The following is a 20,034-nucleotide window of genomic DNA, read 5'->3' as shown; positions in this document are numbered from 1 at the left end:
GTGCCGTCACCGTGCCGTCACCGTGCCGTCACCGGACCTCGGCCATCGAGGGGGTGTGCTCCAGCAGCTGGCGCGTGTACTCGTGCTGCGGGTTCGCGAGCACCTCGTCGACCGTGCCCTGCTCGACGATCCGCCCGTCCTGCAGCACCGCGATCCGGTCCGCGACCTCACGGGCCAGCGCGATGTTGTGCGTCACGAACAGCATCGCCGTGCCCAGCTCCCGGCGCACCAGCGCCAGCAGCTCGATGATGCTGGCCTGGACCGACACGTCCAGCGCGGACGTCACCTCGTCGCACACCAGCACGTCCGGGGCGGTGACCAGCGCCCGCGCGATCGCCGCGCGCTGCCGCTCCCCGCCGGACAGCCCGCCCGGGTAGCGCTGCGCGAACGACCCGTCGAGCCGGACCTGCCCGAGCATGTCGAGCACCCGCGCGTCGCGGGCGTCGGCGTCGAGATCGGTCAGGTGCCGCAGCGGCACCTCCAGCGAGCTCGCGATCGTCCGCCGCGGGTTGAGCGAGGCGAACGGGCTCTGGAAGACGTACTGCACGCTCCGCAGCTGGGCGTAGCTGCGCGGCGTCGTGAGCTCGTCGCCCTTGAGGGTCAGCGTCCCGGCGTCGAGCGGGAGCAGCCCGGACAGGCCACGGGCCAGCGTCGTCTTCCCGGAGCCGGACTCGCCGAGCAGCATCAGGCACTCGCCGGGCCACAGCTCGAGATCGACGCCGTCGAGCACCGTCTTCGGCCCGTACCGCTTCCCGGCACCCGACATCCGCAGCAGCGGTGCCCCGTCGCCCGACGGCGACGGGTCCCGGTCCACGGCGCGGTCCAGGTCCGGCACCGCGCCGATCAGCGCCCGCGTGTACGGGTGCTCCGGTGCGGTGAGGATCTGCCGGACCGGTCCGGTCTCCACCACCTCGCCGCCCTGCATGACCGTCACCCGGTCCGCCAGCCCGGCGACGACGGCGAGGTCGTGCGTGATGTAGAGCGCGGCGGTCCCCGAGCGCGTCACGAGATCGCGCACGGTGTCGAGGACCAGGTCCTGGGTGGTGACGTCCAGGCCGGTCGTCGGCTCGTCGAGCACGACGACGTCGGGCCGGTTCGCGAACGCCGCCGCGATCCCGACCCGCTGCTGCTGCCCGCCCGAGAGCTGGTGCGGGTAGCGGCGCAGGAACGTGTCGTCGGTCGGGAGGCCGACGTCGGACAGCACCTCCCGCACCCGGGCGGCCACGTCGCCGTCGAAACCGTGGGCCTGGAGCACCTCCGCGACCTGGGTGCCGATCCGCAGCAGCGGGTTCAGCGACAGCGCCGGGTCCTGCGGGACGTAGGTCACCAGCCGCCCGCGGACACCGCGCATCGTCACCGGGTCCGCGGCGAGCAGGTCGTCGTGGGTCTCCGAGTGGCCGTGGAACGCGATGCTCCCACCGGTGCAGGCGAGCCCGTCCCGGAAGTGGCCGAGCGCGGCGAGCGCGGCCGTCGTCTTCCCGGACCCGGACTCGCCGACCAGGGCGAGGATCTCGCCCGGGGCGACGGCGAAGTCCACCCCGTGCAGCACCTCGCGGCCGCCGGTGGTGGCGACCCGCAGGCCGGTGCACTCGATCGTGAAACTGGCCGTACCGGTCATGCTCCGGCCTCCCCGGTCGTGTCCGCGGACTCCTTGGCGAGCGCGTCGGTGATCATGTTCGTGCCGACGGTGAGGATCGCGATCGCGAGCACCGGCAGCAGCACGCCCCACGGCGCGACGATCAGCGCGATCCGGTTCTCGTTGATCTGCAGGCCCCAGTCGGCGGCCGGCGGCTGCACCCCGAGGCCGAGGAACGACAGCGACGCCACGTAGCCGATCGAGTAGGTCAGCCGCAGGCCCAGCTCGACCATCAGCGGGCCGGTGATGTTGGGCAGCACCTCGGTGGCGAGGATCCGCCGCCGCGGGACGCCGTACATCCGCGCGGCCAGCACGTAGTCCTGGCCGGCGACCGCGAGCGTCGCCTGCCGCGCGACACGGGCGACGCGCGGGATGTGCGTGATGCCGATGACCAGCACGAGCAGCCAGCCCGACGACCCCAGCACGGCGACCGCCAGCAGTGCCAGCACCAGCTGCGGGAACGACAGCAGCACGTCGCCGCCACGCATGATCAGCGAGTCGAGCCGCCCGCCGGAGTACCCGGCGAGCATCCCCAGCACGGCGCCGCCGACGATGCCGATCGCGGTCGCGGCCAGCGCGTAGAGCAGCACCGGACCGCCGCCCGCGAGGAACCGGACGAACACGTCGCGGCCGAGATCGTCGGTCCCGGCGAGACCGTCGGGCCGGAACGGACGCCCGGCGAAGTCGTCGACGCCGTACCCGGTCAGGAGCGGGCCGAGCACCGGCCCGAGCAGCGCGATCACGACGACGACCAGGGTCAGCACGGCCCCGATCCGGGCCTGGCGGCGGCGGAAGGTCCGCCGCAGCAGTCCTGCAGGAACAGCGGGAGCACTCACGAGACACCTCCGGAGGCGGTCCGGATCCGCGGGTCGGCGAGGATCCCGGCGACGTCCGCGGCGAGGTTCACCAGCACGTAGAACGCGGCGATGATCAGGGTGATCGCCTGGACCACCTGGACGTCGCGGTTGGCGACGGCGTCGATGAGCGCCTCGCCGATCCCGGGGTAGCGGAACAGGAACTCGACGACGACCACGCCACCGGCCAGCCAGGCCAGCTGCATCGCGATCACCTGGGCCACCGGGCCGATCGTGTGCGGGACCGCGTGCCGCACCAGCACGGTGCGTTCGGGCAGGCCCTTGAGCCGGGCCATCTCGACGAACCCGGCGTCGAGCGTCTCCGACAGCGTCGCCCGGGTCATCCGCACCACGTACGGCACGACGACGAGCGCGAGCGTCAGCACCGGCAGCACCAGCTGCTCGGGCCGGGCCCACACCGGTTCGCCGGGCCGGGCGATGGTGACCGAGGGCAGGATCCGGAACACCGACGTCGCGAACACGACCACGAGCAGCACACCGATGACGAACTCGGGCAGCGCGGCCAGCACCAGGCTGAACCCCGACACCCCGGAGTCGGTCCGGGTGCCGCGCCGCACGGCCGCCCACGCGCCGAGCGCGAGCGCGATCGGGGTGGAGATCACCGCGGTGACCACCAGGAGCAGCGCGGACGCCGCGATCCGGCCTCCGAGCAGCTCGCCGACCGGGCCCTGGGTGGCCGCGGAGAAGCCGAGGTCACCGGTGAGGATCCCGCCGAGCCAGGAGAAGTAGCGCTCCCAGGCCGGACGATCGAGGCCGAGCTGCTCGGTGAGCGCGGCGATCCGCTCCGGGGTGGCCTGCTGGCCGAGGATGGCCCGCGCCGGGTCACCGGGCAGCAGCAGGGTCGCACCGAAGATCAGTACCGAGACGACGAACAGCACCAGCACGCTCACGAGCAGCCGGCGGAGGATCATCTTCGTCAGGACGTTCATGCGTTCACCCACGCCTTCCGGAACTCGTACCCGGACAGCGACAGCCCGGTGCGGTTCGGGACGAGCCCGCCGACGTAGGCCTGGTGCGCGTCGACGCGGTCCGGGTAGCCCCAGATGAGGTAGCCGCCGCGGTCGAACTCGATCTGCTGGGCGCGGCGCACGAGCTGCGCACGCAGGGTCGTGTCCACCTCGGACCGGGCCCGCCGGATGACGCCCTGGTACTCGGCGTCGTCCCAGTGCGTCTCGTTGAACGGCGCGTCGGGCATCGACGACTGCGAGGCCTGCGGGATGTAGTTGCGGGTGTTCCAGAAGCTCTGCGCGAACTCCCACTGCAGGTACTGGTCGGAGAAGAAGGTGGAGGTGTCCACCCGGCGCAACCCGATCTCGACGCCGGCGGCGCGGGCCTGGGTGGCGTACACCTGGGCCGCCTCGACGGCGCCCGCCTGGATCGGCGAGGTCACCAGCTCCAGCGACAGGTTCGGCTTCCCGGCCGCGGAGAGCAGGTCACGGGCCCGCTCGATGTCCTGCTCGCGCCGCGGGTCCAGGTACTCGGGGTCGAACCGGGCGTACAGGTCGGACGCGTGGGTGCCGAGGCCGGAGAGGACCTGGTTGACCATCTCGTCGCGGCCGGCGATCAGGCGCAGCGCCTGCCGGACCCGGACGTCGTCGAACGGGGCGACGTCGACCCGCATCGTGAAGGGCAGCCAGCCCCCGGTCTCCGAGGTCAGCAGCCGGACGGACTCGTACGCCCCGACCACCTCGGTGAGCGACAGCGGGACCTGGTCGATCGCGTCGACCTGGCCGGAGAGCAACGCGTTGATCCGGGCGTCGTCCTCGGAGAAGTTGATCAGCTCGAGCCGGTCGACCCAGGGCTGGTCGGGTCGCCAGTACCCGTCGTAGCGGACGAACGCGCTCTGCTGCCCGGCGGCGAACGACTCGAACCGGAACGCGCCGGTGCCGACCGGGCGCTCGACGTCGAAGTCGGTGGGCACGATCCCGCAGGAGTACTCGGCCAGGTACTGGTCGAACACGGGGGACGGCTCGCTCAGTACGAACCGGACCTGCCGGTCACCGGCCACGACGACGTCGTCGAGGATGCCGAGCTGCGACGCGCCGGACTTGGGGTCGTCCGGGTCGGTGATCCGCCGGAAGGTGGCGACGACGTCGTCCGGGGTGACCGGGCGCCCGTCGTGGAAGGTGATGCCGGATCGGATCGTCGCGGTCCAGGTGCGGGCCCCGGGGTCGGGGCGCACCGCCTCGGCGACGGCGGGCTGCAGCGTGTAGGCGTCGTCCCAGTGCAGGAGCGGCTCGTACAGGCTGAGGGTGCGGGCGATGTCCGGGTTCGTCGCGGGGCTGTGCGGGTCCAGGGTGTCGGAGGCGCCGCCTCCGGTCACACCGACCCGCAGCACGCCGCCGCGGCGGGGCGGTCCGGCGTCCCGGGCCGCGGCCGGCCCGCCGCAGCCGGCGAGGAACGCCGCTGCGGCCAGACCGGCCGCTCCGCCGAGCAGGCGGCGCCGGGTGAACGGCGCCGCTGTCGGGCTGATCATGAAACTGTCTCCTCGGGGCTGGGCCCCGGGGAGGACCCGGGGCCGCGGTCGCGGGCTCAGGTCGGGGGCCGGTTCACCGCCGTTCCGCCGGTGCCGACCGGCGCGATCGACCGTCCGGCGTGCTCCGGTTCGGTCACGTCGCCGCCGGTGAGCCCGTCGAGGGCGACGGCGACGTCGTCCGGGAACGGCTGCGTGCCGTCGGCGCCCACGTGCAGGCACATGAGCTCCTCGGTGGCCGCGAGCCGGCCGTCGACGTGCAGCTCGTGCCAGAGCCGCAGCCGCTTGGCGTCGCGTCCGAGCACGCGCGTGCGCACCTGGAGGGCGGCGTCGGGGCCGACCTCGCTCAGGTACCGCACGTGCGCCTCCACCGTGTACAGCGAGCAGCCGCTCGCCGCCCGGTAGGCCTCGTCCATCCCGGTGCGGTCCATCAGCGCCGTCGTCGCGTCCCCGAACACCAGGACGTAGTACGGCTCGGAGAGATGTCCGTTGTAGTCGATCCACTCCGGACGGACCACGTCGGTGTGCACCAGTTCGGTCACGGTCGGCCCGGCTCCCCGGACGGCGAGCCCGCCCTTCCCGCCGTGCCTGCTGCCCGGGCCGTATCGACGGCCCGCCGGACGGCGATCACCGCCCGGTCCCGCTCGGCGACGAGCTCGGCCATCGGGCGGCCGCCGGCGCTGACCTCGGCCCCGGCGACCATGTCGTCCCGCAGCGCGGTGGTCAGCTCGGGGGCGTCGAGCCGGGTCCACGGCGCCTTCAGCGACGGTCCGAAGTGGTCGAGCATGTGTGCCATGCCGCCCTCGCCGCCGGCCAGGTGGAAGGTCAGGCAGGGCCCGTGCACCGGCCAGCGCAGCCCCGGTCCGTCGGTGATCGAGCGGTCGATCTCCTCCGGGGTGGCCTCGCCCTCGGCGACCATGTGCAGCGCCTCGCGCCAGATGGCCTCCTGCAGCCGGTTCGCGATGAACCCGGGCAGCTCCCGTTCCATCTCGATCACGGACTTGCCGATGTGCCGGTAGAACTCCGCCGCGGCGGAGGACGCCCAGGCCTCGCTCTTCTCCCCGCCGACGACCTCGACCAGCGGGATCAGGTACGGCGGGTTGAACGGGTGCCCGACGACGAGCGCACCGGGGTCGGCGGCGTCGACGGCCATGTCGGACATCGGGAAACCCGACGTCGACGACGCGACGATGACGCCCGGCCCCGCTGCCGCGGCCAGCTCGGCCAGCAGCGAGCGCTTGAGCGCCAGGTCCTCCGGCGCGCTCTCCTGCACGAAGTCCGCACCGGTCACGGCCTCGGCCGCGGTGTCGAACAGCTCGATCGCGTACGGGTCGGCACCCTCGGCGAGGCCCAGCTCGGTGAGCGCGGGCCACGCGGCGTCGATCAGGCGGCGGAGCTTGTCGCCGGCGTCCGGCGCCGGGTCCCAGGCCCGCACCGTCAGCCCGCGGGACAGGAAGTAGGCGGCCCAGCCGCCCCCGATGACACCGGCGCCGATGCAGGCGACGGTCCGGATCTCCGTGACGGGACGCGTGACAGGACGCTGCTCAGGCACCGGCGCGCTCCTTCAGACCCAGGATCTCGCGGGCGCGGTCCGGTGTCGCCACCGTCGCGCCGAGGTCCTGCACGATCTGCACGGCCCGCTCGGTGAGCTGCTCGTTCGTCGCCTTGACCCCGCGGGACAGGTAGAGGTTGTCCTCGAGCCCGACCCGGGCGTGGCCACCGGCCAGGATCGACTGCGCCACCCACGGCAGCTGGTTGCGGCCGATCGCGAACGACGCGAAGTTCGCCCCCTCGGGGAGCATGTTCACCTCCGCGGCCAGGACGCCGGGGTCGGCGGGAGCGCCGTAGGGGATGCCCATGCACAGCTGGAACAGCGGCGGGGCGTCGATCAGGCCCTCCTCGACCAGGGTGGTGGCGAACCACAGCTGCCCGGTGTCGAAGATCTCGAGCTCCGGCTTCACCCCGAGCTCCTGCACCCGCTTCGCGCCGGTGCGCAGCATGTCCGGCGTCGAGATGTAGAGCTGGTTGCCCTCGCCGAAGTTCAGCGAGCCGCAGTCGAGCGTGCAGATGTCGGGGAGGAGCTCCTCGACGTGCGGGAGCCGCTCGAGGGCGTTGACCAGGTCGGTGCCGTCGACCGGCTTGAGCGGGTCCTCGGCGTCGATCACGAGGTCGCCGCCCATGCCGGCGGTCAGGTTCAGCACGACGTCGACGCCCGAGTCGCGGATCCGGGTGACGGTGTCGCGGTAGAGCTCCACCGCCCGCGACGGGTCGCCCGTCTCGGGGTCGCGCACGTGGATGTGCACGACGGCGGCGCCGGCGCGGGCGGCGGCGATCGCGTCGGCGGCGATCGCGGCCGGGGTGACGGGCACGTGCGGGCTGCGGCCCACCGTGTCTCCGGCCCCGGTCACCGCGCAGGTGACGATGACGTCACGGTTCATCCGTTCTCCGTCCTGTGTGGCTCGTCCTGTGTGGAGTCGCGTGGGGGTGGTGCGGGTCGTCCCGGCGCCGCGAGCACGGCCCGGTCGATGTAGTCGTGCAGCACCGCGCGCATACCGTCCGGCCCGGTGCCGGGGGTGCCGGCGAGGACCTGGATGCCCAGGCCGTCGACGAGCGCGGTGAGCTGGCGCGCGAGACCGTCGGCGCCGGGCACGAAGACGCCGGTCGCGGCGCCGTCGGCGAGCGTCATGGCGACGCTGCGGTACCAGCGGTCGTAGGAGTCCCAGTAGAGCTCGCGCCGGTCCGGGTCGATCGCCGACTCGGCCCAGACCTGGATCCAGATGGACCACTCGCGGCGCAGGAGCTCGCCCTCGGGGAGCTGCAGGTCGATCAGGCGCAGCAGCCGCCGGTGCGGGTCGGTGATCTCGCCGAGCGCGGCGACCTGCCGGTCGAAGGCGAGCTTCACGTTGTGCCGCAACGCCTCGTCGAGCAGCTCGGAGCGGGTGGGGAAGTGGTAGTGGATCGCCGCCGGGCTCGTGCCGCACGCGTGCGCGACGTCGGCCGTCCGCACCCGGTGGTAGCCGCGGTCGGCGATGAGCCGCCACGCGGCGTCCAGGATCCGGCGGCGGGTCTCCCGGGAGCCCCGGGTCGTGGGGCCGCCGGTGGACGCGGCGCTGGTGGTCGCGGCCGCACCGCCCGGGACGGCCGTGTGGGTGCGTGCGTCGTCCCGGCCGTGCAGGAGCCGGTTGACGGTCTCCCCGGTGACGTCGGCGATCGCGACGAGCTCCCCGGCGGCGAACCGGCGGCGCCCGGCGAGCGACTTGGACAGCTTCGTCTCGTCCAGCCCGATCGCCGCGGCGAACCGCCGCTGTGTCCAGCCGTCCCGTTCGAGCAGCTCACGCACCCGGGAGGCGACCACCGCGTCCCCCTGCGTCGCGTCCACCGGTGCGGGGTCTCCGGGGGTGGAGCCGCTGCGGGCGGACGGACGTGAGGGGTGCACGATCCGGAACCGTAGGCCGGGCTTGCGAAAGCCGCAAATAACGATTCGCATACGTGCAGCTCAGAGCGTGTTTGCGATGTCCGACCGGTGCGCCGCTCAGATTGCGCTACCGGTCCGCACGGTCGCGCGGTGAACGGTAGGGTCGCCACTGCCGACGTAGCCGACCGGGGGAGAAGCAACCATGCGCTCGCTGGACGAGACCGCGATCTGGACCGAGGGCGTGGAGGGGGTGGACGTCCCGGGCTACGACCGGGCGGGGGTGCGCACCGGCATCGTCCACATCGGGGTCGGCGGGTTCCACCGGGCGCATCTCGCGATGTACGTGGACTCGCTGCTCACCGCCGGGGAGGCCCGCGAGTGGGGGATCTGCGGGGTCGGCGTCCTGTCGTTCGACGAACGCATGCGCGACGTCATGGCAGCCCAGGACGGGCTGTACACCCTCGTCCGCAAGGAGCCCGACGGATCGCTGTCGCCGCGCGTCGTCGGGTCGCTGGTGGACTACCTGTTCGCCCCGGACGACCCGGAGGCGGTGATCGAGCGGATCGCCCACCCGGACACGCGGATCGTCTCGCTGACGATCACCGAGGGCGGCTACGCGATCGACCAGAAGACCGGTGAGTTCGACCCGGACTTCCCCGGTGTCCGGGACGACCTGGAGTCGATGGCCGCGGGGCGTGCGCCGAGCGGCGCGTTCGGCCTCGTCGTCGAGGCGCTGGCCCGCCGGCGCGAGCGCGGCACCGGCCCGCTCACGATCATGAGCTGCGACAACATGCAGGGCAACGGCGACACCGCCCGGCGGGTGTTCACCGGCGTCGCCCAGCTGCGCGACGCCGAACTGGGCGTCTGGGTGGCCGAGCAGGTCACCTTCCCGAACTCGATGGTCGACCGGATCACCCCCGCCACCGCGGACTCCGACCGCGCCGCCCTCGAGGAGCGGTTCGGCCTGCGCGACGGCTGGCCGGTGGTCTGCGAGCCGTTCACCCAGTGGGTGCTGGAGGACGACTTCGCCGCGGGCCGCCCGGAGTTCGAGCGGGTCGGCGTGCAGGTCGTCGACGACGTCGTGCCGTACGAGTTCATGAAGCTGCGGCTGCTCAACGCCACCCACCAGGCGCTGGGCTACCTCGGCTATCTCGCGGGGCACCGCTACGTGCACGAGGTCGCCCAGGACCCGACGTTCGCGACGTTCCTGCGCGGCTACATGGACGCCGAGGCCACGCCGACCCTGCGGCCGGTCCCCGGCATCGACCTCGACGAGTACAAGGACACGCTCCTGTCGCGGTTCGCGAACCCGGGCGTCGCCGACACCCTGAAGCGGATCAACTACGGAAGCTCCGACCGGATCTCGATCTTCCTGCTGCCGGTCGTGCGGGAGCAGCTCGCGGCCGGGGGACCGGTGGACCGGGCGGCCGCCGTCGTCGCGGGGTGGTGCCGGTACGCCGAGGGTGCCGACGAGCAGGGCGAGGCGATCGAGCAGCAGGACCGGCTCGCCGACGAGCTGACCCCGCTCGCGCTGCGGGAGCGCTCCGAGCCGCTGACCTTCCTGCGGTACCGGCCTGTCTTCGGCGACCTGGCCGACGACGAGCGCTTCGCCGAGGCGTTCCGCAGGGCGCTGGAGTCGCTCTACGAGCGCGGGGCGGCCGCGACCGTCGCCGACATCGGATGAACCGATGAGAATCCGGCACGTCTCCGGTCCCAGGTACTGACGCATCCGCCCGATCCGGGGAGACACCATGGGAACCATCGACGTGCACGAGTTCATCAGTCTCGACGGCGTGATCGAGGATCCGTCGTGGACGGCCGAGTACGGCTTCACCGACGGGATGGGTGCCGCCATCGGGAAGCTCTGCGACCAGGCGATCCTGCTGGGGCGCACCACCTACGAGGCGTTCTACCCGGCGTGGTCGGCGCGCGGGCACGACGAGGAGTCCGGCGCGGCGTTCTTCAACGGGTCGCCGAAGCACGTCGTGACGTCCACACTGGCCGATCCGCTGGAGTGGGAGAACTCGACCGTGCTCGGCCCGTACGACCCGACGCGCATCCAGGCGCTGAAGGACTCCGTCGACGGCGGCATCTACGTCAGCGGCAGCGCCACCCTGGTGCGGGCGATGCTCGCCGACGGGCTGGTCGACACGCTGAACCTGTTCGTCTACCCGGTCGCGCTGGGTGCGGGCGAGCGGCTGTTCGCCGCGGGGCAGCGGATCCCGCTGCGGCTGGTGGAGACCGAGGCCTACGAGAACGGCGTGGTCAGGATGACCTACGGGTCGCCCGCGTCCTGAGCGCCCGCCGGCTCAGGACGCCGGTGCGGTCCGGTCGCGATCCAGTGTCGCGACCGCCCGGCGTGCCGCGTCGAGGACCCGGGTGTGGACCGCGCGCGCGTCCGGGGCGTCCTGCTCGGACAACCACGTCGCGACGGTGACCTGCAGGACGGCCATCGCCGTCGCCGCGGCGATCCGGTGCGACAGCTCGGGCTCCGGCATGCCGTCCCGCTCGGCCAGTGCTCCGGCGACGGTCTCCTCGACGGTCCGGCCGACCCGGGCCATCCGGCCGTTCAGCTCGGGGTGGGTGCGCAGCAGCTCGAGCTGGTCGTGCCAGACCGGGCTGGTCGTCAGTGTGCCGGCGAGATCACCGAGGACGGCGGTCGCGGCGGCCAATGCGGACGGCTCCGGCCGGGTCCGGACCTCGGCCGCCAGCTCGGCCAACGACACCTCGTCCCAGTCGAACAGCGCGGCGTCCTTCGACGGGAAGTGGTTGAAGAACGTCCGCGGGGCGACGTCGACGTCGGCGCAGACCTCCTCCACGGTGAAGTGCTCCGGCCCCTGGCTGCGGGCTCGCTCGAGCGCGGCCACGCGCAGCGCGTGGCGGAGGCGCAGCTTCTTGCGTTCCCGCAGACCCGAGCAACGCTGCTCCTGCTCCGCGACGGTCGTGCCGATCATCGCGTCACCTCTCCTTCGTGCGGGGGCTGCACGTGTGCAGTCCCTGCAGTGTGCGCGCAAAGTCGTGAGCACAGCAAACTATCGTGCGGCACGGTCCGATCGGGCGCTTCCCCTCGGTCGGCGGCCACCGGAGCTGACGGGCCCGCACGGCATCGTCGGCGGTGCGACGCGCACGTCGCCGTCGGGTCGCTCGACCCCGTCGCCGACGCCGTCCGGCGGGGGATCCGCGTTCCGCGGAACGCGGTCCCGAGGCGCCACCCGCCTCGTCGCTCCTCGCCGAATCGCGTCCACGTGTCCGGGTGCGCGAGGGCCGGTCGAGGGGTTCCGCACGGTCCGTCGCGCACGTCTCTGCGAGTGCGCTGCCCACCATGCGGGTTCCGCGCGGTGCGTTCCGCGGAACGCGATCTCACGGACCGGGGCGAGACTGTCGGGCCCCGCTGCGACACTCGTTCGAACATCAGTGCGATACCGCTGGGAGTGTTCGCATGTCTCTCACCACGCCCTCGTCCGATGCGTTCCCCGGGTTGAGCCTGCCCGTCCTGGAGTCCGAGCTGCTGGGGCTCGCGGGCCACATCGCCGCGGCGGAGTGCCGTTTCCTGCAGCTGCTCGCCGAGTTCGACCGGCGCGGCGGATGGTGCGGCGTCGGCATCCGCTCGTGTGCCCACTGGCTGACCTGGCGTGCGGGGATGAGCCTGCGGACCGCGACCGAGCACCTGCGCGTCGCCCGTGCTCTGGAGAACCTGCCGCTGGTCACGGCCGAGTTCGCCGCGGGGCGCCTGTCGTACTCGAAGGTTCGCGCGATCACCCGGGTGACCGGCGCGGACGGCGCAGCCCTCACCCGCGCTGCCGCGGCGGTAGGGGTGGCGGCCGGCGGGGAGGCGCAGCCCGGTGTGGACGCGCAGCCCGGTGGCGGAGCGATCACCGTGGGGACAGCGGTGATCGGTGAGGAGACGGAGCGCGGCGAGAGCACAGAGCCCGTCGAGAGCACGGTGCCCGTCGAGAGCACGGTGCCCGTCGAGAGCACAGTGCCCGTCGAGAGCACAGCCATCGGTGACGGCGCATCGCCCCGCAGCGCCACAACGACCCAGCGTGAGACTGTCGACGACGGGGCGGGCGAATGCAGGTCCGGCAGTGCCGAATCCGTGCCGTCGCCGCGGCCGGAACCCACGGTGGCCGATGCCGAGACGGCCGAGCGGGTGATGCTCGAGCTGGCCATGTCGTCGACCGCGAGTCACGTCGAGACGGTGGTGCGTGCGGTGCGACGCCGGACCACCCCACCGGTCGACACCGCGGCGCGTCGTTCGCTGAGCTGGCACCACGACGTCGACGGCTCGCTCGTCCTGCGTGGCCGCTTCACTCCCGAGGACGGCGCGGCGCTGATCGCCGCGATCGAGGCGCTGGTCCCGCCGCCCGCTCCGGCCGGGACGTCCCCGGCCGGGCGTTCGGCGGATCTCCTGGACCAGGGCCGGGAGCAGGAACCCGGCTCGACGGTGGACCGGACGGCGGCGCGTCGCGCGGACGCGCTGCTCGAACTCGTCCGGCACGGGGACAGCCCCGGTGCGACCGGGCCGGTGGTCACGCGCGGGAGTGCCCAGGTCGTCGTCCACATGGACGTCGGCTCCGGCAGCGCACGGCTGGCGGGCGGACCCGAGATCCCCACGACGACCGCGGAGCGCCTCGCCTGCGACGCCCGTGTCCAGGTCCTGCTCGGTGACCGGGCGACGAACCGGCTCTACCTGGGGAGATCCCGTCGCCTGGCGTCACCGGCCCAGATCGCTGCACTCACCGCACGCGACGCCGCAGATGGTGGTGGCTGCCGCTTCCCCGGCTGCGACCACACCCGTCATCTGCATGCCCATCATGTGCGGTCGTGGCTGAGCGGGGGAGCGACGGACATCGACAATCTCGTACTGCTCTGCAGCTACCACCATCGGCTCGTGCACGACGCCGGTTACCGGATCCGCTACCGCGCGGACGCCTGGGACTTCCGCCGCCCGGACGGTACCCCGGTCAGCCCCCTCGGTCCGCCGCTGAGCGGAGCCGCGGCCGCGATCGTCGAGATCAACACCAGGGCCGACCTGCAGATCGACCGCGTCTCCCTCACCCCGGACTGGTACGGCGACGCGGTCGATCCCGGCCCGATCCTCGACGCCCTGCTGCCCCCGCGGACCGCAGCGACGGCCGCCTGAGCGACGACACCGGGCTCCGCGGGACCGTCCTTCAGCCGTGCGCCAGCAGCGCGGCGCCGATGATGCCGGCCTCGTTCAGGAGCGTCGCCGGGACGATCGTGGTCCGCGTCCGGACGTACGGGGACCACCTGTCGAACCGCTTGCTGACGCCGCCGCCGACGACGATCAGGTCCGGCCAGACGAGGTTCTCCACGTGTGTGAAGTACCGCGTCAGGCGCTCGCCCCACTGCTCCCAGTCGAGGTCCTCGCGTTCGCGGGCGGAGTCGGCGGCACGGCTCTCGGCGTCGAACCCGTCGATCTCGAGGTGCCCGAACTCGGTGTTCGGGACGAGATGCCCGTCCGCGATGAGCGCGGTCCCGATCCCGGTGCCGAGGGTCGCCAGGAGTACGACGCCGGACTTCGCACCCGCCGCGCCGAACTCGACCTCGGCGACGCCGGCCGCGTCCGCGTCGTTGACCAGCAGTGCGTCCCGTCCGGTGACCTTGCGCAGCACCGCGGCGGCGTCGCAGTCGATCCACGACGGATCCACGTTGGCCGCCGTGCGGGTCACCCCGTGCTGGACGACGGCGGGAAAGGTGCAGCCGAACGGCCCCTTCCAGTCGAACTCGTCGAGGATCTGCCTGACCGTCTCGGCGACCGCCTCCGGTGTCGACGGCTGCGGGGTCGGGATCCTGACCCGGTCGTCGGCCAGCTTCCCCTTGTGCAGGTCGACCGGTGCGCCCTTGATGCCGGACCCGCCGATGTCGATCCCGAAACCGAGTTCGTGCTTCTTGCTCACGAAGGTGATCCTCTCTCAGGGCTCAGGAACCGAGTGCGGCGGCGACGACCTCGCGGGCCTCGGACTGCACGGCCGCGAGGTGGTCCGCGCCGCGGAAGCTCTCGGCGTAGATCTTGTAGACGTCCTCGGTCCCGGAGGGCCGGGCCGCGAACCAGCCCGCCTCGGTGACGACCTTCAGGCCGCCGATCGGGGCGTCGTTGCCGGGGGCGCGCGTCAGCTTCGCGGTGATCGGGTCGCCGGCGAGCTCGGTCGCGGTGACCGCGGACGCGTCGAGCTTCGACAGCGCGGCCTTGTCCTCGCGGGAGCACGCGACGTCGGTGCGGGCGTACGCCGGCTCCCCGAACCGGCCGGTCAGGTCCCGGTAGTGCTCACTGGGCGTGCGCCCGGTCACCGCGGTGATCTCGGAGGCGAGCAGGGCGAGCAGGAGGCCGTCCTTGTCGGTGCTCCACGGCGAACCGTCGCGGCGCAGGAACGAGGCCCCGGCGCTCTCCTCACCCCCGAACCCGATCTCCCCGGACCGCAGGCCGGGAACGAACCACTTGAAACCGACCGGCACCTCGACCAGCGTCCGGCCCAGGTCGGCGGCCACCCGGTCGATCATGGACGAGCTGACCGCGGTCTTGCCGATCCCGGCGGTGGCCGGCCAGCCGGGGCGGTGCGCGAACAGGTAGCCGATCGCGACGGCCAGGTAGTGGTTCGGGTTCATCAGCCCGCCGTCGGCGGTGACGATGCCGTGCCGGTCGGCGTCGGCGTCGTTTCCCGTCGCGATCCGGAACGGCGCCGGGTCGGCCTCCATCCGACTGCGCAGCGACGCCATCGCGTACGGCGACGAGCAGTCCATCCGGATCTTGCCGTCCCAGTCGAGGGTCATGAACCCGAACGCCGGATCGACCGCCGGGTTCACGACGGTCAGGTCGAGGCCGTAGCGCTCGGCGATGACACCCCAGTAGTCGACCGAGGCCCCGCCGAGCGGGTCGGCGCCGATGGTGACGCCGGCGTCGCGGATCGCGTCCATGTCGAGGACCTGGTCGAGCTGGGCGACGTACTCGCCGAGGTAGTCGTAGCGCCCGGCCTCGAACGATGCCGTCCGCCGGACCCCGGAGAGCCCGGCCTCGAGGAGCTCGTTCGCCCGGTTCGCGATCCAGGACGTCGCCTCGGTGCCGGCCGGACCCCCGTCCGGCGGGTTGTACTTGAAACCGCCGTCGGCGGGCGGATTGTGCGACGGGGTGACGACGACGCCGTCGGCGAGGTGCTGCGACCGGCCGGCATTGGTCACGAGGATCGCGTGCGAGATCGCGGGTGTCGGGGTCAGACCGTCCCGCGAATCGATCACCAGCTCGACCCCGTTCGCGGCGAAGACCTCGGCGGCGGTGAGCCACGCCGGCTCGGACAGCGCGTGCGAGTCCCGGCCGAGGAACAGCGGGCCGTCGATGCCCTGCCCCGCCCGGTACTCGACGATCGCCTGGCTGGTCGCGGCGATGTGGTCGTCGTTGAACGTGGCGGTGAATGCCGAGCCCCGGTGCCCCGAGGTGCCGAACGCGACCCGCTGGACGTCGACCTTCGGGTCGGGGTGGGTCTCCCGGTACGCGGCGAGCAGCGCGTCCACGTCGATGAGGTCCTCGGGGCGGGCCGGCGTCCCGGCGCGCTCGTGCACGGACATGCGTCGTCCTTCCGTCCGTATCGTTCGGACTGCACACACTGCCGCATGGGCGGGTGTGGTCGCAGCACCTACGCTCGTCCTCGTGCGGATCGCGTCGTTGCTGCCCGCGGGCACCGAGATCGCAGGCCGGCTCGGGCTGGCCGATCGTCTGGTCGGTGTCACCTTCGAGTGCGACGACCCGCCCGGTGTCCGCGACCGGGTCCCGGTCGTCGTCGACACCGCGCTCCCGCACGGCGCGACGCCGGGTGAGATCGACGCCGTCGTCCGGTCCCGCGCCGCGGCCGGACTCCCGATGTACGAGGTCGACGGCGCGACGCTCGCCGCCGCGGATCCGACGCTGATCCCGACCCAGGACCTGTGCGCGGTCTGCGCGCTGCCCGGCGCCACCGTCGCCGAGGCGCAGGCCGCGCTCGGCACCCGTGCGGAGGTGCTGTCGCTGAACCCGCACCGGCTCACCGATGTCCTCGCGATGATCGCCGACGTCGGCGCGGCGGCCGGGGTACCGGCGGTGGCCGCGGAGCTGGTGGGGGTGCTGACCGACCGGTTGGACGCCGTCGCGGTGGCGGTGACGGACCGTCCCGCGCCGCGCGTGCTGGTGCTGGAGTGGACCGACCCGCCGTTCCTGCCCGGGCACTGGGTGCCCGACCTGGTCACCGCCGCGGGCGGCGTCCCGGTGGCGGGGGACCCGGGCGGGCGCAGTGTCGGCGTCGGGTGGGAGACATTCCCCGGCGACGTCGACGCGGTGCTCGTCGCCCCCTGCGGGTTCGGTCTGGACGACGCGGTGGCCCAGGCCCGTGCGGTGCTCGACCGCCTCCCGGCCGGGGTGCCGGTGCACGCGATCGACTCGGCGGGGCTCGTGGTGCGGGCAGGGCCCCGGCTGGTCGACGGGGTCGAGGCGATCGCGGCGGCGCTGCACCCCGGGACCGTCGCGGAACCGCCGCCGGGGCGGACCGAGCGCGTCCGTTAGGTGCGTGCGCCCGCGCCGAGCCGCCGGCCGACGAACCGGGCGATCCACGGCGCGACCATCAGCATCAGGATCACCCGTAGCACCTGCACCGCGACGACGGTCGTGACGTCGGCCCCGGACGAGATCGCCGTCGCCAGGACCGCGTAGATCCCCCCGGGCGTGGTCGCGAGGTAGCCCTCGAGCGGGGTCATCCCCGTGAAGTGCGACAGCAGGAGCCCGAGACCGGCGCAGACCGCGACGACGGCGAGGATCAGTGCGGTGGCCAGCGGCAGCACCCGGACCACCGTCCCGAGCGCCGCGCGGGTGAACCGGAGCCCGGCCTGCCAGCCGATGACGGCGTAGGCCACGTCGACGATCGGCAGGGGCACGGACGCGTCGAAGGAGAACCCGGCCAGGCTGATCACCAGCGCGACGACCATCGGCCCCAGCAGCGAGCCGGCGGGCACCCGGGTGACGCGTCCGAGCGGGACGCCGATCACGATGCAGGCCACGGTCACGCCGAGGCCGATCCACCAGGGTGCGGCAGGGCCGGCGGGCGGGCTCCCGGCGGGCTCCGCGACCTGTGCGCCGTAGGCCAGCGCGGCGACGACGGGCATCGTCGCGGTCACCAGCCCGACGCGGAGGTACTGGATGACGGCGACGGTGCGCTCGTCACCGCCGAGCTCGCGGCTGATGGCGACCAGGCCGGATGCCCCGCCTGCGGTCTGCGCGAGCATCCCGGTCAGCGGGGTCACACCGCGCTGCAACCCCATCAGCAGGCCCGCACCCATGCTGACCAGCAGCGTCAGCAGGCTGATGACGAGCACCGGGATCCACTGCGTCGCGACGGTCGCGAGCGTCTCCGGGCGGGCCAGCAGCCCGATGACGATGCCGATCACCGCCTGGGAACCGGCGGTGGCCGGTCGCGCGACCCGCGTGGGGCCGAGCCCGGCGAGGGCGAGGACCGTCGCCACGAACAACCCGGCGAACAGCGCCGGTGAGGGGACGTCGAGTGCGTCGAGCGCGACCGTGGCGGCGACGGTGAGCGCGGCGAGCAGCAGCCATCGCCACCAGGGGAAACTCCGGAGGCGCCCGGGCGCCGTCACCGTGCGATCACCGGTTCAGCCTAGGCGTCGGCCACGGGAGGTGTCCCGGTGAAACCGGCCACGGTCGTTGGCACGGGACAAGTACTTTCGGTCCCGGCGCGGACCGGGTAGTACGGACGGGCGAGGCGGGTCGGCAGGACGGGCGAGGCCGACGGGGGAGACGGACGGGCGAGACTCACGGGCGAGGAGGTGCGCCGATGGCGGAGCACGCCGACGAGATCGGGCTGGGACCGGTGATCGCGGGTCTGACCGGACCGGGCGGGGAGTTCGAGCTGGAGACCGTCGGTGCCGGCGGTGGGCGCCCGGTGCGGGTGTACCGGCGCGGCCCGCACACGCTGCGCGAGCTGTGGGAGACGACGGCCACGTGGCCGGAGCGGATCTTCACCGTGCACCACGGGGAACGGCTCACCTACGGCGCGCACCGGTCGCTGGTCGCGGACCTGGCGCGGCATCTCATCGACGGGCTCGGGCTGCGCCGCGGGGACCGGGTCGCGATCGCGATGCGCAACCTCCCGGAGTGGCCGGTCGCGTTCTTCGCCGCGCAGGTCGCGGGCCTCGTGACCGTTCCGCTGAACGCGTGGTGGAGCGCGCCCGAGCTCGCGTGGGCCGTCGCCGACTCGGGAGCACGGGTCGTGGTGGCGGATCCGGAGCGGGCCGCGGCACTCACGACGGCGTGGTCCGCGGACGAGGGGCCGCCACGCGCGGTCCCGGTGATCCGCGTCCGCGGGGACGTGCCGGCTGCGGCCGCTGCGGGCGTCGTCGACTGGGACGCGCTCGGCCTGCGCACGGACGGCCCCGGCACGCTCGACGGGCTGCCCGCCCCGGACGTCGGTGACGACGCCACGATCCTCTACACCTCGGGCACCACCGGCCGTCCCAAGGGCGCCGTGGGGACGCACCTCAACCACGTGACGAACCTGCTCAACGTCGCGCTGCAGGCCCGGGCCACCGCGCTCCTGACCGGCGCAGAGCCGCCCCCCGGGCAGCAGGGCACGCTGCTGATGTACCCGATGTTCCACATCGCGGGCATCAACGGGCTGGTCGGCGCGGTGCTCGGCGGGTCCAAGCTGGCCACCCTGCACCGCTGGGACCCGGTCGCGGCACGGTCGGTCGTCCGCGAAGAGCGGCTGACCCGGTCCAACGGCGTTCCCTCGACCACCGCCGAGCTCGTCGACGGCGCGGACCCGGCCGACCTGGCGTCGTTGCGGATGTTCGGGATGGGCGGTGCGCCGGTACCGCCGGAGCTGGTGACCCGGATCGGCCGCGAGCTCGGTGCCGGTACGGCGAACGGGTACGGCCTCACCGAGACGACGTCGGCGATCTGCGCGAACACCGGCTCCGACTACGCGGCCCGCCCGGACAGCGTGGGCAGGCCTGCGCCGGGGGCGGACCTGCGGATCGCCGGGCCGGCGGGGGACGCGCTTCCCGACGGCGAGGTCGGCGAGCTGTGGTTCCGCGGACCGAACATCGTGCGCGGCTACTGGAACGACCCGGACGCCGACGCGGCCGCCTTCACCGACGGCTGGTTCCGCACCGGCGACCTGGGGCACGTCACCGACGGCTGGGTGTACGTCGTCGACCGGCTCAAGGACGTCGTGCTCCGCGGCGGCGAGAACATCTACTCGGCGCAGGTCGAGGCGGCGATCCACGAGGTGCCGGGCGTCGTCGAGGCGGCCGTCGTCGGCGTGCCGCACCCGCGGCTCGGCGAGGAGGTCGCGGCGATCGTCCGGGTGTCGCCCGGCACGGCCCCCGACGACGACGCGGTGCGCTCGGCCGTCGCGGAGCGGGTCGGCGGGTTCGCGGTGCCCGCACACGTGCGGTGGACCGTCGAACCGCTGCCGCGGACGGCGACCGGGAAGGTGCGCAAGCGGGAGCTGCGGGACGGGTTCACCGCGGGCTGACCGTGGTCCGGCGCAGCGCGTGACGTCGCGTGACGTCGGAGCGGCACACCGGCGCACCGGCGCACCGGCAGAGCGGCGGGGCGGCGGGGCCGGCCGAGTGG

The 20,034-nt window shown here is 73.4% G+C and carries 17 protein-coding genes; 5 read left to right on the top strand and 12 right to left on the bottom strand.

The features are described from left to right. Nucleotides 1-28: 28 nt before the first annotated feature. From AD017_RS28175 to AD017_RS28140, 8 genes are read right to left on the bottom strand one after another with little or no spacing between them, the layout of a single operon-like run. Nucleotides 29-1,618, bottom strand: a complete 1,590-nt coding sequence (locus AD017_RS28175; RefSeq protein WP_060576140.1) for an ABC transporter ATP-binding protein — start codon at nt 1,616-1,618, stop codon at nt 29-31. After that, nucleotides 1,615-2,472 (bottom strand): ABC transporter permease, encoded by an 858-nt coding sequence (locus tag AD017_RS28170; RefSeq protein ID WP_029239908.1) that lies wholly within the window; start codon nt 2,470-2,472, stop codon nt 1,615-1,617. The genes AD017_RS28175 and AD017_RS28170 overlap by 4 nt, the downstream gene beginning before the upstream one ends. Continuing rightward, nucleotides 2,469-3,431, bottom strand: coding sequence for an ABC transporter permease (locus tag AD017_RS28165; protein ID WP_029239907.1), 963 nt, complete (start codon nt 3,429-3,431; stop codon nt 2,469-2,471). Before AD017_RS28165 ends, AD017_RS28170 begins: the two co-directional genes overlap by 4 nt. Nucleotides 3,432-3,436: 5 nt before the next feature. Further along, on the bottom strand, nt 3,437-4,987 hold the full coding sequence (locus tag AD017_RS28160) for an ABC transporter substrate-binding protein (protein ID WP_010240490.1): 1,551 nt from the start codon (nt 4,985-4,987) through the stop codon (nt 3,437-3,439). 56 nt (nt 4,988-5,043) lie between these two features. Further along, complete coding sequence (locus tag AD017_RS28155; RefSeq protein ID WP_060576139.1) at nt 5,044-5,526, bottom strand: thioesterase family protein; 483 nt, start codon at nt 5,524-5,526, stop codon at nt 5,044-5,046. Then, nucleotides 5,523-6,536 carry a 3-hydroxyacyl-CoA dehydrogenase NAD-binding domain-containing protein gene (locus AD017_RS28150; protein WP_060576138.1) on the bottom strand — a complete coding sequence of 338 codons (1,014 nt, stop codon included), beginning with the start codon at nt 6,534-6,536 and terminating at the stop codon, nt 5,523-5,525. The genes AD017_RS28155 and AD017_RS28150 overlap by 4 nt, the downstream gene beginning before the upstream one ends. Beyond that, on the bottom strand, nt 6,529-7,422 hold the full coding sequence (locus AD017_RS28145; RefSeq protein WP_010240486.1) for a 3-keto-5-aminohexanoate cleavage protein: 894 nt from the start codon (nt 7,420-7,422) through the stop codon (nt 6,529-6,531). Before AD017_RS28145 ends, AD017_RS28150 begins: the two co-directional genes overlap by 8 nt. Next, the gene (locus AD017_RS28140; protein ID WP_060576137.1) at nt 7,419-8,363 is read right to left on the bottom strand and encodes a TetR/AcrR family transcriptional regulator; all 945 of its coding nucleotides are present in this window, start codon (nt 8,361-8,363) and stop codon (nt 7,419-7,421) included. Before AD017_RS28140 ends, AD017_RS28145 begins: the two co-directional genes overlap by 4 nt. 238 nt (nt 8,364-8,601) lie before the next feature. On the opposite strand from AD017_RS28140, the gene AD017_RS28135 reads away from it, so the two are divergent. Further along, the gene (locus AD017_RS28135; protein WP_060576136.1) at nt 8,602-10,083 is read left to right on the top strand and encodes a mannitol dehydrogenase family protein; all 1,482 of its coding nucleotides are present in this window, start codon (nt 8,602-8,604) and stop codon (nt 10,081-10,083) included. A 67-nt stretch (nt 10,084-10,150) separates the two neighbouring features. Beyond that, nucleotides 10,151-10,696, top strand: coding sequence for a dihydrofolate reductase family protein (locus AD017_RS28130; RefSeq protein WP_060576135.1), 546 nt, complete (start codon nt 10,151-10,153; stop codon nt 10,694-10,696). Nucleotides 10,697-10,708: 12 nt separating this feature from the next. On the opposite strand, the gene AD017_RS28125 is transcribed toward AD017_RS28130, so the two are convergent. Beyond that, nucleotides 10,709-11,353, bottom strand: a complete 645-nt coding sequence (locus AD017_RS28125) for a TetR/AcrR family transcriptional regulator (RefSeq protein WP_060576134.1) — start codon at nt 11,351-11,353, stop codon at nt 10,709-10,711. 485 nt (nt 11,354-11,838) lie between these two features. Between AD017_RS28125 and AD017_RS35885 the strand changes: the two genes are divergently transcribed. Beyond that, nucleotides 11,839-13,542, top strand: coding sequence for an HNH endonuclease signature motif containing protein (locus AD017_RS35885; protein WP_082398931.1), 1,704 nt, complete (start codon nt 11,839-11,841; stop codon nt 13,540-13,542). Nucleotides 13,543-13,573: 31 nt separating this feature from the next. Here AD017_RS35885 and ppgK read toward each other — a convergent pair whose 3' ends face one another. Beyond that, complete coding sequence (ppgK, locus tag AD017_RS28115; RefSeq protein WP_060576132.1) at nt 13,574-14,320, bottom strand: polyphosphate--glucose phosphotransferase; 747 nt, start codon at nt 14,318-14,320, stop codon at nt 13,574-13,576. A 22-nt stretch (nt 14,321-14,342) separates the two neighbouring features. After that, nucleotides 14,343-15,980: a phosphoglucomutase (alpha-D-glucose-1,6-bisphosphate-dependent) gene (pgm, locus tag AD017_RS28110; protein ID WP_060576131.1), complete on the bottom strand. Its 1,638-nt coding sequence runs from the start codon at nt 15,978-15,980 to the stop codon at nt 14,343-14,345. A gap of 82 nt (nt 15,981-16,062) precedes the next feature. On the opposite strand from pgm, the gene AD017_RS28105 reads away from it, so the two are divergent. After that, nucleotides 16,063-16,947 carry a cobalamin-binding protein gene (locus AD017_RS28105; RefSeq protein WP_060576130.1) on the top strand — a complete coding sequence of 295 codons (885 nt, stop codon included), beginning with the start codon at nt 16,063-16,065 and terminating at the stop codon, nt 16,945-16,947. Here AD017_RS28105 and AD017_RS28100 read toward each other — a convergent pair. Then, nucleotides 16,944-18,032: an AbrB family transcriptional regulator gene (locus tag AD017_RS28100; RefSeq protein WP_060576129.1), complete on the bottom strand. Its 1,089-nt coding sequence runs from the start codon at nt 18,030-18,032 to the stop codon at nt 16,944-16,946. The genes AD017_RS28105 and AD017_RS28100 overlap by 4 nt on opposite strands. A gap of 197 nt (nt 18,033-18,229) precedes the next feature. Between AD017_RS28100 and AD017_RS28095 the strand changes: the two genes are divergently transcribed. Next, nucleotides 18,230-19,933, top strand: coding sequence for a class I adenylate-forming enzyme family protein (locus AD017_RS28095; protein WP_060576128.1), 1,704 nt, complete (start codon nt 18,230-18,232; stop codon nt 19,931-19,933). The last annotated feature ends 101 nt before the right edge of the window (nt 19,934-20,034 follow it).

Origin of the sequence: Pseudonocardia sp. EC080619-01 (genome assembly GCF_001420995.1) — a bacterium.
In the GTDB taxonomy this organism is placed as follows: Bacteria; Actinomycetota; Actinomycetes; order Mycobacteriales; family Pseudonocardiaceae; genus Pseudonocardia.
The sequence above is the reverse complement of the archived record's forward strand: the minus strand, read 5'-3'. Positions and strand labels throughout refer to the sequence as shown.

What these genes read in the sequence shown, in the direction of transcription:
- AD017_RS28175 (WP_060576140.1), bottom strand. Translation starts at nt 1,618, where the DNA reads ATGACCGGTACGGCCAGTTTCACGATCGAGTGCACCGGCCTGCGGGTC.
- AD017_RS28160 (WP_010240490.1), bottom strand. Translation starts at nt 4,987, where the DNA reads ATGATCAGCCCGACAGCGGCGCCGTTCACCCGGCGCCGCCTGCTCGGC.
- AD017_RS28145 (WP_010240486.1), bottom strand. Translation starts at nt 7,422, where the DNA reads ATGAACCGTGACGTCATCGTCACCTGCGCGGTGACCGGGGCCGGAGAC.
- AD017_RS28135 (WP_060576136.1), top strand. Translation starts at nt 8,602, where the DNA reads ATGCGCTCGCTGGACGAGACCGCGATCTGGACCGAGGGCGTGGAGGGG.
- AD017_RS28130 (WP_060576135.1), top strand. Translation starts at nt 10,151, where the DNA reads ATGGGAACCATCGACGTGCACGAGTTCATCAGTCTCGACGGCGTGATC.
- AD017_RS28125 (WP_060576134.1), bottom strand. Translation starts at nt 11,353, where the DNA reads ATGATCGGCACGACCGTCGCGGAGCAGGAGCAGCGTTGCTCGGGTCTG.
- AD017_RS35885 (WP_082398931.1), top strand. Translation starts at nt 11,839, where the DNA reads ATGTCTCTCACCACGCCCTCGTCCGATGCGTTCCCCGGGTTGAGCCTG.
- pgm (WP_060576131.1), bottom strand. Translation starts at nt 15,980, where the DNA reads ATGTCCGTGCACGAGCGCGCCGGGACGCCGGCCCGCCCCGAGGACCTC.
- AD017_RS28095 (WP_060576128.1), top strand. Translation starts at nt 18,230, where the DNA reads ATGGCGGAGCACGCCGACGAGATCGGGCTGGGACCGGTGATCGCGGGT.